The sequence below is a fragment of the Stenotrophomonas sp. ZAC14D1_NAIMI4_1 genome (genome assembly GCF_003086775.1).
Taxonomy (GTDB): domain Bacteria; phylum Pseudomonadota; class Gammaproteobacteria; order Xanthomonadales; family Xanthomonadaceae; genus Stenotrophomonas.
Genome location: NZ_CP026001.1, coordinates 3,576,697 through 3,590,865, shown reverse-complemented (window position 1 = coordinate 3,590,865; position 14,169 = coordinate 3,576,697). Strand labels below are relative to the sequence as shown.

The 14,169-nt window shown below is 67.9% G+C and carries 10 protein-coding genes; 4 read left to right on the top strand and 6 right to left on the bottom strand.

Translation table 11 applies throughout. The annotated features are described in order from the left end of the window. Nucleotides 1–325 precede the first annotated feature (325 nt). Nucleotides 326–1,933, top strand: a complete 1,608-nt coding sequence (locus C1927_RS16465; RefSeq protein ID WP_108747248.1) for a hypothetical protein — start codon at nt 326–328, stop codon at nt 1,931–1,933. Between the two features lie 24 nt (nt 1,934–1,957). Here C1927_RS16465 and C1927_RS16460 read toward each other — a convergent pair whose 3' ends face one another. Beyond that, a complete protein-coding gene (locus tag C1927_RS16460; RefSeq protein ID WP_079222919.1) occupies nt 1,958–2,668 on the bottom strand; it encodes a glutathione S-transferase in 711 nt (236 codons plus the stop codon). 122 nt (nt 2,669–2,790) lie between these two features. Beyond that, nucleotides 2,791–3,402, bottom strand: coding sequence for a hypothetical protein (locus C1927_RS16455; RefSeq protein ID WP_216821158.1), 612 nt, complete (start codon nt 3,400–3,402; stop codon nt 2,791–2,793). A gap of 120 nt (nt 3,403–3,522) precedes the next feature. On the opposite strand from C1927_RS16455, the gene C1927_RS16450 reads away from it, so the two are divergent. Next, nucleotides 3,523–4,347: a DUF3014 domain-containing protein gene (locus C1927_RS16450; protein WP_108747873.1), complete on the top strand. Its 825-nt coding sequence runs from the start codon at nt 3,523–3,525 to the stop codon at nt 4,345–4,347. Between the two features lie 67 nt (nt 4,348–4,414). Continuing rightward, nucleotides 4,415–5,767 carry an aspartyl protease family protein gene (locus C1927_RS16445; protein ID WP_254051495.1) on the top strand — a complete coding sequence of 451 codons (1,353 nt, stop codon included), beginning with the start codon at nt 4,415–4,417 and terminating at the stop codon, nt 5,765–5,767. A gap of 6 nt (nt 5,768–5,773) precedes the next feature. Here C1927_RS16445 and C1927_RS16440 read toward each other — a convergent pair whose 3' ends face one another. The 4 genes from C1927_RS16440 to C1927_RS16425 are packed head-to-tail and all read right to left on the bottom strand — an operon-like array spanning nt 5,774 to nt 11,252. Continuing rightward, nucleotides 5,774–6,901: a cytochrome c peroxidase gene (locus C1927_RS16440; RefSeq protein WP_108747246.1), complete on the bottom strand. Its 1,128-nt coding sequence runs from the start codon at nt 6,899–6,901 to the stop codon at nt 5,774–5,776. 37 nt (nt 6,902–6,938) lie between these two features. Beyond that, on the bottom strand, nt 6,939–9,704 hold the full coding sequence (locus C1927_RS16435) for a TonB-dependent receptor (protein ID WP_108747245.1): 2,766 nt from the start codon (nt 9,702–9,704) through the stop codon (nt 6,939–6,941). A 58-nt stretch (nt 9,705–9,762) separates the two neighbouring features. Then, the gene (locus C1927_RS16430; RefSeq protein WP_216821157.1) at nt 9,763–10,704 is read right to left on the bottom strand and encodes a FecR domain-containing protein; all 942 of its coding nucleotides are present in this window, start codon (nt 10,702–10,704) and stop codon (nt 9,763–9,765) included. 32 nt (nt 10,705–10,736) lie between these two features. Next, on the bottom strand, nt 10,737–11,252 hold the full coding sequence (locus tag C1927_RS16425) for a sigma-70 family RNA polymerase sigma factor (RefSeq protein WP_254051494.1): 516 nt from the start codon (nt 11,250–11,252) through the stop codon (nt 10,737–10,739). A 230-nt stretch (nt 11,253–11,482) separates the two neighbouring features. Here C1927_RS16425 and clpB point away from each other — a divergent pair, with 230 nt between their 5' ends. Next, nucleotides 11,483–14,068, top strand: a complete 2,586-nt coding sequence (gene clpB, locus C1927_RS16420) for an ATP-dependent chaperone ClpB (RefSeq protein ID WP_108747243.1) — start codon at nt 11,483–11,485, stop codon at nt 14,066–14,068. The last annotated feature ends 101 nt before the right edge of the window (nt 14,069–14,169 follow it).

Below are 14,169 nucleotides of genomic sequence, written 5' to 3'. Positions count from 1 at the left end.
GAGCATGGGCTCGGCTCTACAACGGGAGCCTGCTTCTGATCTTCTGATTCTCTTCCGTGGCCGGCGCGCGCAGGAAATCGTCAGGGGCCGGGCGGGTGGGTGGCGCGGGGGTGTCCGCGGCATGGATGCCGCGGCCAAGCCCCCAAGGATGGGTTTACGGCGTCCCCCGCGCCACCCACCCGCCCGGCCCAGCCCGGAGATCGCTGTTCGAGACCCAGCCACGAGGGGCCCCGCCGTTGGCTGGAACCCATCATTCCATGACGGAATTGGCGCCCAGGCCCCGCTGGGCCTACCATCGGCGGTCCCCACCCCCACCGCCCCTTCCATGTCCGCTCCCGCTCCCGCCGCACCACGCCGCTGGTTCGTCGCTGGCGACTTCAATGGCTTCTTCGGCCTGGTCGTCGACAACCTCTCCATCCTTGGCTTCATCGCCATGGCCCTCATCGGCGTGTTCCAGTTCCCCGCCGATGTGGTGTTTGGCCGCATGTTCCCCGGCACGGCCTTCGGCGTGCTGGTCGGCAACCTGCTCTACACCCTGATGGCGCGCCGCCTCGCCGCACGCACCGGCCGCGACGATGTCACTGCCATGCCGCTGGGCCTGGATGCGCCGACCAGCATCGGCATGGCCCTGCTGGTGCTTGGCCCGGCCTTTGCTGCCTTCAAGCAGCAGGGCATGGACCCGCACGCCGCGGCAATCGCCACCTGGCAGCTGGGCATGGCCGCGCTGGTCATCATGGGCGTGCTGAAGCTGATCCTGTCCTTCTTCGGTGAAGCGGTGACCCGCGCGCTGCCGCGTGCGGCGCTGCTGGGCTCCATCGCCGGCATCGCCCTGGTGCTGATGGGCCTGCTGCCCCTGCTGGAAACCCTGCGCTCGCCGCTGGTCGGCTTCACCACGCTGGGCCTGCTGCTGTACGTGCTGATCGCCAAGGGCAAGCTGCCGGTGCGTGGCCCGGGCGTGCTGCTGGCCTTCGTGTTCGGCACCGTCCTCTATTACGGCCTCGGCCTGGCCGGGCTGGGCGTGCCGGGCTTCCAGGTGCCGGCCTGGGTGCCGCCGCAGGTGGTGCTGCCGCTGCCCACGCTGGGCTTCATCGATGGCCTGCCGACGGCGATGACCTACCTGCCGCTGCTGCTGCCGTTCGGCCTGCTGATGGTCGTGGGTGGCATCAACGTGTCCGAGAGCGCGCGCGCGGCCGGCGATGACTACCGCACCCGCGACATCCTGCTGGTGGAAGCGGTGGCCACGCTGGTGGCCGGTGTCTGCGGCGGCGTTGCCCAGACCACGCCATACATCGGCCAGCCGGCCTACAAGCACATGGGCGCACGCAGCGGTTACACGCTGCTGACCGGCCTGTTCGTCGGCATCGGCGGCATGCTGGGCATCATTTCCGGCCTGGTGCAGTGGCTGCCGCTGGCGGTGCTGGCGCCGATCATCGTGTACGTGTCCATCGACATCACCACCCAGGCGTTCCAGGCCACCCCGCGCCAGCACGCCGGGGCGATGGTGCTGGGCTTCCTGCCCTCGGCGGCGTACCTGCTGGCGATCAAGGCACCGGGCTGGATTCCCGCCGACCAGATGGGCGCGCTGCTGACCCACGTCGATGGCCACGGCCTGCCGGAACTGGCGGTGATCTTCGCGCTGGGCAATGGCTTCATCATTACTTCGATGCTGTGGATCGCCACCGTATCGGCGATGGTCGATGGCCGCCTGCGCCGCGCCTGCGGTTTCCTGCTGGTGGCGGCCGGCCTGACCCTGTTCGGCCTGATCCATTCGGTCGACCCGCGCGGTGGCATCTACCTGCCGTGGGATCTGCAGGGCCTGGCGCGCATCATCAGCTGGCAGTTTGCCGGGGCCTACGTGGCGCTGGCTGTGCTGCTGGGGCTGCTGTCGCTGCAGAAGCAGCCGGTAAAGCCGTTGGCTGACGCCGGGCATTGATGGGGCGCCGGGCCTTGCCCGGCGTCAGGTGTCTCCATCCAGCTCGGGGTAATGGCGGAAGATGCCGTTGGTGTTGAACGCCAGCCGCCGCTCCGAGTCCAGGTACGCGGCGATGTTCGGCCGTTTCGCCACCCGCTCCTGCAGCGCCCGCAGCAGGGGCAGGGTGGGCGCCAGGGCCTGCATCCGCTTCGGGAACATGTAGTCCAGGCCGCTCAGCAGCTGGAACAGCGAGAGGTCCACGTAGGAGTGCTCGCGCAGCGGGTGGCGACCGCCGTTGGCCTCGATCACCTGCTCGAAGTAGCCGAGGAACTTCGGCAGGCGCTCGCTGCGCATCGTTGCCGCGCGCGCCTTGGCCTCGGCTTTCTGCTCCTCGTAGTACTGCGAGGCGGCAATCGGATGATGGGTGTCGTGCACTTCGGCCACCAGATCGGCGATGGTCAACTGCAGCTGCAGCGCCTGCATCCGCCGCGAGGCCGCCTGCGGTACCAGGTCCAGCGTGGGGCCGAGGAAGTCCAGGATCGCCGCAACCTGTGCGATCACCTGCCGTCCGGCCTTCAGGAACGGGGGTGCAAATGGCTGCCCGCCCTCGGCCTGGCCCTGCAGGAACGGCTCCATGACCGCATCACCATGGACGCGTGCCATGTCCACGTACCCGGCGCCGGCATCTTCCAGTGCCAGCCGCACGAACTCGCCACGGCCCTGGATGCCGGTCCAGTAATACAGCGCGTAGTGCATCGCCTGTTCCCTCGCAACGAACCAGCCCCCAGAGTCGCTGCATGGACGCAAAGCAGGCGTGAGCGCCGGGCGTGGGCGGCGTCAGTGTGTATCGCGCCTGCCGGTTTCCGCTGCGGCTGCCTTCAGGCCTGAGGTGGTGCGATGGGCAGGGCAAAGTCGAAATCGTCATCTGCCCGTATCGCAGACAGCTCGGTCACGGCCCGCAGCTGCAGCCCATAGCCCTGTGGAGGGTGCGGCTGCGGCAGGCCGGTGTACCCATGGATGGCAACGTCGTAACAACCTGGAAGCACGTCCAGATAGTCGCTGTTTGGCAGGCGCTCCTGCAGGCGCTGGCGGTAGTGCAGGAAGAAGTCCGCATCCCACGCCATCAACGCGTGCAGGTCAGCGGCGATCAACACGCCGCTGTCCACCCGCAGCGGGGCGCCGGGATGGCTGAAGCAGCGCGTGGCGCCGTCGGCAGGAGCGCTGGTGTCGGCGAATGCGGGCTCAATGAAAACCGCGTAGTCGTCTTCTTCGATGGGGTACATCGGGAACACCGCGCCGGCCCGCGTGGCCGCATCACCGACCGCCGGGTCATCAACGAACCTGCTGAAAGGTGCTTCGCCCGGTGCAAAGTGCTGCCGCAGGAATGCATCCAGCACCAGCGGATCAAACAGCACGATGCCGGGCTGGAGCAGGCGTAGTGCCGCGGTGTGTTTCATTGGAACGCCAGAGTGGGCGAAGCGGGCATTCATGCGGCCTGCGCGAAGATGCAGTGTAAACGCGTCAGTACACGGTCGAGTGCGGCGGGGAACCCCGCAAGCGCGTGCCGGTCTGACGTAGTCCAAGCAGTTTGCAGAGCGAGGTTGCGCATCATGCAGAAGAGTGGAAAAGCAGTGTGGCCCTGGGTGTTGGGCGTCGTGGTGGTTGGCGGTGCGGGCGCGTGGTTGTTCCGCGACCAGTGGCAGGGTCTGGCCGATCGCGTGGAGGTGCCCGCCCAGACGGCACCGCCTTCGACTGCGGCAACCCCTGCAGCACCGGCCACGGAGGCCGCACCCTCGGCGCCGGCCATCCAGCATCCGCTGGACACCGACGTTGCTGCCGATCCGGCGCTGCCAAAGATGGAAGACAGCGATACTGCTGCATGGACCGCGCTGAGCGGCCTGTTCCAGGGGGAAGGCGGGCTGGCGCTGCTGCTGCGGGACCACCTGATCCAACGCCTGGTCACCCACGTGGACAACCTGGACAAGACCAGCGTGCCACCGTCTGCGCTGGCCACGCGGCCGCTGCCCGGCGGCCTGCAGGTGGAGGCCGGCGAAAACGGCGAGCAGATTGCCGCAGGCAACGCGGCGCGCTACGCGCCCTACGTGCAGGCATTCACCGCGCTCGATCCTGCGGCAGTGGGTACGGCGTACAAGCGCTTCTATCCGCTGATCCAGCAGGCCTACGTCGACCTCGGGCGGCCGCAGGGCTACTTCAACGACCGCCTGGTGGCGGTGATCGATCATCTGCTGGAAACCCCGGAACCGGCGCGGCCGGTGGCGGTGGTGCGTGATGAGCGGGGCCGCTATCGCTTTGCCGATCCCGATCTGCAGTCGCGCTCGGTGGGGCAGAAGGCACTGCTGCGCATGGATGCCACGCAGGAGCGTGCGGTGAAGCAACAGCTGCGCGCGATCCGCAGTTCAATCACGCGCGGCTGAAGGCCGCAGCGGCAGATGTCATCACCACCGTGATACGGTCGGCGTCGGGTAGACAGGAGTAACCTCGATGCATGCAATGTGGTTGGGAGTGAGTGCGTTGTTCGCCACGGCGGTGGCTTCGGCTGCCACCGTGGACACAGCGGACGCCGAACTGAGTGATCCCTATCGCTACACCCGCAGCGTGCGCCTTGCCGAACTGGGCAGGCTGCAGGCGCTGGGCAAGACCCAAGGGGCAAAGGGACTGCTGGGCCAGGCAGGCTTCTACCGGGTGCGTGGGGAGCTGGAACGCTCCAGCAAAGCCGCCCAGCAATGCCTGCAGGCCGTGGCCAGTGAACCGGCCGACAGCGTGACGGGGGTCGAGTACCTGTGCTCGGCCACCTTGGCCGGCAATCTGCTGCTGCAGGGCGATATCGCCGGATGGGCAACGCAGATGCTGCAGGTCCGCACGCTGCTGGAGCGTGATATCCGGCCGTTGTTGAAACGCCAGGTGGGCGACATCCATCTTGCCGGCATCAGTGAGCCGCATTTCGAGCGCTTCACCGCCTGGCCGCGCAATGCGCTGGCAGTGCCTGCGCCTGCCAGCGATGTCAGCGTTCCCCTGCAGATGAACAACGAACTGCCGACGCTCGCCCTGAAGGTCCGTACCGCCACCGGTGAACGCGAGGTGCGCGTGCATCTGGACAGCGGCGCGGCGCATTCGCGCATCGGGCGCGCACTGGCGGCCGAACTCGGGCTGGCGCTGACCGAAGGTTTCATGGTGGCCGATGGCAAGCCCGGGCAGTTGTATGCGCTGGCGGCGCCGGCCGATCTCGAGATCGGCGGTCTGGCGGTACGCGGCGTGTCCTTCGCAGTGCTGGGCCAGGACGACCTGCCACGCATCGGCCTGGACGTGCTGCGCGCGCTGGGCCGGGTGCGCATCAACAAGGATGCGCTGGTGATCCAGGCCACTGCCACCCCGGTGCCGTGCACGCGGCGGATGGCCACGCTGTCGACGCTGTGGGGGGATGCGTATGACGTTCGTTATCCGATCCGCGCCGGCAAGCAGAACGTGCTGGTCAAGGTCGATACCGGCTTCAATGGCGCCTTCCAGGCCCGTGGAACGCTGCCGGCAGCGCCGCCCGCGTCTGCGATCCGGCGCAAGAACGTGATCACCACTGCGGGCAGCGAAGACATCCAGTACGTAGAGGCGACCACGCCGGTGATGATCGGCGAGGAAGTGCTGAACCTGCCGGTGGACATCGGCCTGGCACCGGGGCCCGACCCCCTGTTCAACCCGGACTGGCGGGTGGGTTTCGCCGCGACCCAGCGCTACAGCCTGTACATGGACGTTGCCGGCACCTATGGCTGCCCGGTTGCCATTGCTGCCGCGCCGCCGCTGCTGCCACCGAAGCCGGCTGCCGCGCCGCCTGCCGGCGGTTGATTGCAGCTACAGGGTCTGCAGGAATGCCTCGATGTCCTGCAGGTCCTGGCGGCTGAGCCCGCGCGGACGCAGCAGTGGATCTGGCGCAGGGAAGGGCGCCGCATCGGCCGCAGGCGAGGCCGGTGCGCGCGGGCGCGCGCCGCCGACGTTGTAGAACGCCAGTACGCCCGACAGGCGCGGGATCAGACCGTTGTGCATGTACGGCGCGGTGCTGGCCACGCCACGCAGCGAGGGCGTGCGGAAGCGGCCGCTGTCGGCGGGATCGCCAGTGACTTCGTAGCGGCCCAGGTCCTGGCGTGGGCGGCCGTGGAAGTGCAGGCCGAGATTGTGGACGCCGTTGTCAGTGAGCGCGGGCCCGCTGTGGCAGTTCATGCAGCCGGCCTGCGTGCGGAACAGGTGCAGGCCGCGCAGCTGGGCATCCTCCAGTGCACCCGCATTGCCACGCAGGAAGCGATCAAAGCGGCTGTTGCGTGGCGACAGGCTGCGCTCGAAGGCCGCGATGGCCTGGCCGAGCTGGGCGGCATCGATGCGCGGTTGCGCGAACACCTCGTTGAACGCACGGCGATAGGACGCGTCGCGGCGCAGGCGGCGCACGGCGCCCTGCGCGCTGAACCCCATTTCCATGGGATCGGCGATGGGGTGCAGGGCCTGGTCTTCCAGCGTTGCGGCGCGCCCATCCCAGAACAGCGGTGATGCGTGTGCGCTGATGGCAACGCTGGGTGCGTTGCGGCGGCCGGGTTGGCGGTCGTGGCCGAACGATACGCGGCGGCCATCGGCCCAGCCCAGATCGGGATCGTGGCAGCTGGCACAGGCCAGTTGCCGTGATTTCGACAGCACCGGATCGAAGAACAACCGGCGCCCCAGCGCGACCTTGGCCGGGGTGGATGGATTGCCTGCAGGATCGACCGGTGCCGGCAACGGCGCGAGTTCCTGCCAGGCAACACCGGGGTCGACCTCCGGCGCGGGCCAGTGCCTGCTGGGGCCGCTGTAGAGCGCGCGCAGGCAGGCACCGTCCGGGCGTGCGGGCAGCACCTCGGGGCAGGGCGTGTCCTGCGCGGGCGCAGGCCCGCCCGCGCTGCCCAGCAACAGGGCAGCGACGGGCAGGGCCAGGCGCAGTGGGTGCAGGCGCTTCATCGACAATGGCCCGGCAGATGCCTGCCGGGCCGCCGGCTCAGAACGAATAGCCCATTTCCAGCCAGAAGCTGCGGCCAGGTTCGAAGTACATGGTGCCGGCGGCGGCACCGCTGGCTGTGGTCAGGTTGCTGCGGTTGAGCACGTTCTGCACTTCCACCCGCACATAGGCTTCCTGCTCGCGCGGCAGCACCCGGCGGTATTCCAGGTTGGCATCCCAGGTCCAGCTGCCGGAGAAGCGGCGCGTGGTGAGGTTGCGTACGCTTTCGCCGTCGATGACTTCCAGCGCGCCCTCGGTGGTGCCTTCGAAGCCTGCGCGGTAGCGGAAGAAGTTGTTCCAGCTCAGGCCCCAGGCTGGAATGTCGGTGCGGGTGCTCAGGCGTGCGCTCCAGGGCCGCAGGTACTGGGTGGCGGGCAGTTCATAGCGGTACATCAGCTTGCCATCCAGACGCACGCGCTCGAACAGGTCAGGGCGGTCTTCGTAGCTGTTGTAGTTGCGGTTCACATCGGTGTGGTCGGCCGAAAGCTGGAAGCTGTTGCGGGTGCCGGCAAATTCCCACGGGCGCTGCGGGCTGACCGACAGCGTCCATGTCTGCGAATCGCTGCGGCCTTCATTGGTGTATTCGAAGGTATTGAGGTTGTAGAGGTCGCGGTCCGGGCTGTCGACCTTGCGGCGCAGGATGTCCTTGCGGCTGCTGCGGTCCACGTACTTCAGGTGGAACTGCAGGCCGAACGCCTGCTGGTCCACGCCCAGGGTCCATTCGTCGGTGTAGGGCGAATCGACATCGCTCAGGCGGTTGGTGGCCACGTTCCTGGTGCTCTTGGCATCTTCCCAGCGGGTGCTTGCGCTGGTGCGGTCCAGCGTGTCGCGCAGGCGCTCGCGGCCATCGCGCAGCAGGTAGCTGTAGAAGCTGCGCCCGTAGTAGCGGTTCACGCCGGCGTTGATGACCGTACGCTGGTCACCCAGCACATCCCAGGACGCGGCCAGGCGCGGTGACACGTTGGTCTGCTTCCACAGGTTGTTGCGGTCCAGGCGCAGGCCGGGACGGAGGTTCCAGTTGCCGATGCGGATGTCGTCCTGCAGCCAGGCTTCGTACTCTTCGCCGCTCACCTCGAACTGGCCGGCATGGAACAGGAACATGCGCTTGAAGTACTGGCCGGTGCCGCCGCTTCTGGTCGGCGACAGTGAGCAGCTGAAATCATCCACGCTGCCGTCGGACAGCGTGCAGCTGCGGGTGGTGGCGGTGCTCAGCAGTACCCGGTGGTCGTTCAGGCGCTGGTAGTCGCCATCGCGGCGCTGCACGCCGGCACCGAACTGCAGGGTGTGTTCACTGCTGCCCAGCTGCAGCGGTTCGCGGTCGGCCACGAATCGGTAGCCGATGCGGCGGTCGTGCTGGTCGATGTTGCCCCAGCTGCCCTCGGTGCTGATGCCGGACACGCCCCAGTCGAAGTCATCGGAGATCAGCCAGTTGCGCATGTAGTCCAGGTCGCCGCGACGGCTGGTTTCCACCTCGCTGTAGTTCAGGGTGTTGCGCAGGGTCCAGGCGGTGCCGGTCCAGTTCGCGCGCAGGCTGGCAGTGGGCCCGCCGGATTTGATGCTGAAGTACGAATCGCGCGAGTTGGAGATGAAGTAGACATCGTCGGTGGGCGCGTAGGACAGGTTGGCACCGAGCTGCAGGCCTTCGCCATTGCTCCAGTCCAGGGCCACCGTGGCGCTGGTGTTCTCGCGCGTCTGGGTGCGGGTGTTGACGTCCGCGCCGGTGGTTTCACGGCCGCCGGCGTAGGCGCGCAGGGGGATCTCCGAGCGCGTGCGGGTAAAGGTGCCGATGATGCCCAGGCCGCCGCGCGTGCGTCCTTCCAGGCGCGCGCCGACGCGGTACTTGTCGTACTGCGGCTGGTATTTGTACGTATCGGATTCCTCGAAGTTCTCCTGCTGCGCGTCGTTGGCGATGATGCTGTCCCAGGCCGAACGGGCCATGCGGAACCAGACCTTGCCATGCAGGCCGTCGGTTGCAGAACGGCTGCGCGCGTCCACGACGCCGCCCAGGAAGTGGCCGAACGAGGCCGGCACATTGGCGTCGTAGACGGTCAGCGATTCCAGCAGGTCCACATCCACGGCGATGCCCTGCGCGCCGCCGGGCACATCGAAGTTGTGCGCGGGGTTGCCGTTGTCGGGCGTATCGGCCGGATCGAGATCGTTGTTGATCGTGGCGCCATCGAGCAGGAACAGGTTCTGGTAGTACGGCGCGCCATTGATGCTGAAATCATCGGGGCGGATTTCGCCCATGTTGCGGCTGCTGCGGTTGGTATCGCTGAACTGCACCGCCGGGTTGCTGCGCAGGGCCGTGGCGATGTCCCCGTTGCCTTTCACCTGCGCATCCAGGGCATCGGCATCCAGGGTGACGCCCTGGCCGAAGGGCAGTACCTGCGGCAGCGCGACCTTGCCATCGGATGCCCCCACGCGCAGCGGCTGCGTCTGCCGCGTGGTCTTCGCGCCCTGCAGGGTGTAGCTGCCATCGGCCCGGCGCACTGCACGCAGGCCCGTGCCCTGCAGCAGCGTGCTGAAGCCTTCGTCCACGCCCGCTGCCGCATCAACTGGCGGCGCGGTGCGGCCCTGGGTCAGCGCCGGATCGAAGGACAGGGCGACGCCGTGCTGGGCGGCAAAGGCGCTCAGCGCACTGCCCAGCGATGCCGTGGCCGGTGCGTTGGCGGGCTGCCCGGCGGGCGGGGTCTGGGCGAAGGCGGGCGTGGCAGCCAGGGCGATGGCCAGCAGGCTGTAGCGGAAACGGGGTGGGATCACAGGCATGGAGGGAGCCGGCAGAAGAAGGATTCACTTCCTCTGCCACGCAGGATCGAAAAAAGTGTCATTGCGGCGAGGCGTCCGCGCGCACGCGAACTGTCAGGCCCTGATCGATGCGCAGCGGATAGGTGGCGGCCAGCATCGACAGGCTGCGCCGCAGGTCATCCAGCGGGAATGCGCCGGACACCGGCAGGGCCGCCACGGTGTCATCCACCCGCAGCCAGCGCCGGTGGTAGCGGCCCAGTTCATGCAGCAGCGCCTGCAGCGGCAGGCTGTCGGCCACCAGCATGCCGTGCAGCCACGCGTCGCTGCCAGGCGCAGCGGCCTGCGGTGCGGCCAAGCCGGCGTCCCCCCAGCGCAGTTGCTGGCCGGCTGCAACGCGCTGCGTGGCACCGGCGGCGGTGGTCACCTGCACCGCGCCTTGCTGCACCACCAGCAGGGTGGCATCGTCGAACAGGCGCACGTTGAAGCGCGTGCCCAGCGCCTGCAGCATTCCGTGTGGGGTGGCCACCCGCAGGGGCCGCGCGGGGCGGTGTGGATCGGGCGCGGTGTCGATATGGATCTCGCCGCGCCGCAGCCGCAGCAGGCGCTGCTGGCCATCGAAGGCGATGTCGACGGCGCTGGCCGTGGCCAGGTGCAACATGCTGCCGTCGTCCAGCACGCGGTGCAGGCGTTCGCCCACGGCGGTGCGCACGCTGGCGTCCCAGGCCGCTTCGTCGTACAGGCGCCAGGCCAGCCAGCCGCCCAGCGGCGCCACCAGCAGCGCGGCAACGCTGCGCAGCACGGCGCGTCGGCCGGGCGATGCAGGGCGCTGCAGCGCGCCATGGGCGAGGGCGGGTGGCACCTGGCCACTCAGCGCCAGCAGCCGCTCCGCACGCTGCCAGGCGCGTGCGTGCTCGGGATCGGCATCGTGCCAGCGCTGCCAGTGCGCACGCTGCACGGCATTGCCGTCCTCGTGCAGGCGCATCAGCCAGTCGGCCGCCTGCTCCAGCACACGGGGCGACAATGCCCGGTCGCCTGCAGCCTCCACGCCCATCGTCAGCAGGCGTGCGCCAGGCAGCCCATCAGGGCGCGCTTCATGTGCCGCTTCACCGTGGACAGCGACAGCCCCAGCTGCTCGCTGATGGCCTCGTAACGCAGTCCATCGAACTGCGCGAGCAGGAACACCCTGCGCGCCATCGGCGGCAGGCCGTCCAGCATCGCGTCGATCTGCTGCAGCGCCTCGCGCACCAGCAACTGTTCTTCCAGCGACGGCAGCACCGGTTCCGGAAACTGCGCCAGGTACTCCAGGTAGGCGCGTTCCAGCGCCTGGCGGCGGAACCAGTTGGCCGCCAGCCCGCGCGCGACGGTGGTGAGGAACGCCCGCGGCTCGCGCAGCGCGGCCAGATCGCGGCCCTGCAGCAGGCGCGCGAAGGTGTCCTGGGTGAGGTCGTCGGCCACATCGCGATTGCCCACGCGGCCGCTCAACCAGCCCTGCAGCCACCGGTGGTGGTCGCGGTACAGCGTGCCCAGTTGCTCGTGGTGTGCGTGCATGCGGAAGGCGCGGTCGCGCATGGATCGAAATGAGAATGATTCGCAAGTATGGCATTGGCGAGCCCGGCATGCCAGCCCTGGCGCGCGGCTTGCGCTGGATCAACGCGCTGCCTACGCGCCCGGGCGCATGCTTGCCACAGGCTGACCAACCCGATGGTGCCGTCGCAGCCACCCTTGAAACCGGGTGGGGCAACCGCATCTTCCCTGCATCGCCGGCGCGGGCCGGCACTGATGACCGATGAGGATTCGCAATGCGGATGGACAAGCTCACCTCGCGTTTCCAGCAGGCGCTGGCCGACGCGCAGTCGCTGGCCGTGGGCCGCGACAACAGCATCATCGAACCGGCACACCTGTTCAGCGCGCTGCTGGACCAGCAGGGCGGCAGCACGCGTCCGTTGCTGGCCCAGGCCGGCGTCAACGTACCGGTGCTGCGCGAGCGCCTGGCTGAGGCGCTGGATGCGCTGCCCAAGGTGTCCGGCCAGGCCGGCAACGTTTCGATGGGCAATGACCTCGGGCGCCTGCTCAACCACACCGACAAGCTGGCCCAGCAGAACGGCGATGCCTTCATCGCCAGCGAGTGGTTCGTGCTGGCCGCGCTGGAAGACAGCGGCACGCTGGGCATGGCGCTGCGCGCCGCCGGCGCCGACAAGGCGCGCCTGCAGGCCGCCATCGACAAGCTGCGTGGCGGCGAGAACGTGCAGTCGGAAAACGCCGAAGAACAGCGGCAGGCGCTGGAGAAGTACACCATCGACCTGACCGCGCGTGCCGAGAGTGGCAAGCTCGACCCGGTGATCGGCCGCGATGAGGAAATCCGTCGCACCATCCAGGTCCTGCAGCGCCGCACCAAGAACAACCCGGTGCTGATCGGCGAACCCGGCGTAGGCAAGACCGCGATCGTGGAAGGCCTGGCCCAGCGCATCATCAACGACGAAGTGCCCGAGGGCCTGCGTGGCAAGCGCGTGCTGTCGCTGGACATGGGCGCGCTGATCGCCGGTGCCAAGTTCCGCGGCGAATTCGAGGAGCGCCTGAAGGGCGTGCTCAACGACCTGGCCAAGAGCGAAGGGCAGATCATCCTCTTCATCGACGAGCTGCACACCATGGTGGGTGCGGGCAAGGCCGATGGCGCGATGGATGCAGGCAACATGCTCAAGCCGGCGCTGGCCCGTGGCGAGCTGCACTGCGTGGGTGCCACCACGCTGGACGAGTACCGCAAGTACATCGAAAAGGATGCCGCGCTGGAGCGCCGCTTCCAGAAGGTGTTCGTGGGTGAGCCGTCGGTGGAGGACACCATTGCCATCCTGCGTGGCCTGAAGGAAAAGTACGCGGTGCACCACGGGGTAGAGATCACCGATCCGGCCATCGTTGCCGCCGCCACGCTGTCCAACCGCTACATCACCGACCGCCAGCTGCCGGACAAGGCCATCGACCTGATGGACGAGGCCGCTTCGCGCCTGCGCATGGAGATCGACTCCAAGCCGGAGGAGCTGGATCGCCTGGAACGCCGGGTGATCCAGCTGAAGATCCAGCGCGAGATGCTGAAGAAGGAGAAGGACGACGCCTCGCGGCAGCGCCTGGCCGATCTTGAGAATGACATCGACGGCCTGGAGCGCGAGTTCTCCGACCTCAATGAAGTCTGGAAGTCGGAGAAGGCTGCGCTGCAGGGCGCCACGAAGATCAAGGAACAGGTAGAGCAGGCCAAGCTGGACCTGGAAGCCGCACAGCGCCGCCAGGATTTCGCCCGCATGAGCGAGATCCAGTACGGCCTGCTGCCGCAGCTGGAGAAGCAGTTGGCTGCGGCGCAGGAACTGGATGCCAACGACTTCAAGCTGGTGCAGGACAAGGTCACTGACGAGGAGATCGCCGAGGTTGTTTCGCGCTGGACCGGCATTCCGGTAAACAAGATGCTCGAGGGCGAGCGCGACAAGCTGCTGCGCATGGAAGAAGTGCTGCACAACCGCGTGGTCGGCCAGGAAGAAGCGATCAAGGTCGTCTCCGATGCCGTGCGTCGTTCGCGTGCCGGCCTGTCCGATCCGAATCGTCCGGGTGGCTCGTTCCTGTTCCTCGGCCCGACCGGCGTGGGCAAGACCGAGCTGTGCAAGTCGCTGGCCGAGTTCCTGTTCGACAGTGCCGACGCGATGATCCGCATCGACATGAGCGAGTTCATGGAGAAGCACAGCGTGGCCCGCCTGATCGGTGCGCCCCCGGGTTACGTGGGCTACGAGGAAGGCGGCTACCTGACCGAAGCCGTGCGCCGCCGCCCGTACTCGCTGATCCTGCTGGACGAGGTGGAGAAGGCGCACCCCGATGTGTTCAACATCCTGCTGCAGGTGCTGGACGATGGCCGCCTGACCGATGGCCAGGGCCGCACCGTGGACTTCCGCAACACCGTCATCGTGATGACCTCCAACCTGGGCTCGCACCAGATCCAGGACATGGGCAGCGATGACAGCCCGGAGGCCTACACGCAGATGAAGGCCGCGGTGATGGGCGTGGTGCAGGCGCACTTCCGCCCGGAGTTCATCAACCGCCTGGACGACATCGTGGTGTTCCACCCGCTGGACAAGCAGCAGATCAAGCAGATCGCGCGCATCCAGATGCGTGGCCTGGAGCGGCGCCTGGCCGAGCGTGGCTTGAAGCTGGTGGTGTCCGACGCAGCGTTCGACCTGCTCGGCAACGTGGGCTTCGATCCGGTGTATGGCGCACGCCCGCTGAAGCGCGCGATCCAGGCGCAGCTGGAAAACCCGTTGGCGCAGAAGATCCTCTCGGGGGCCTTCGTCAACGGCGACACCATCGAGGTCGGCAACGATGGCGGCCACCTGGTGTTCGCCAAGGCCTGATGCGGGTGTAATGCAGAACGGGGCGCCGCGCGGTCATCGCGCGGCGCCTTTTTTGTGCGCTGATAACGGCGGGTAAGGGCGATATGCCGAGCTGATCTGAC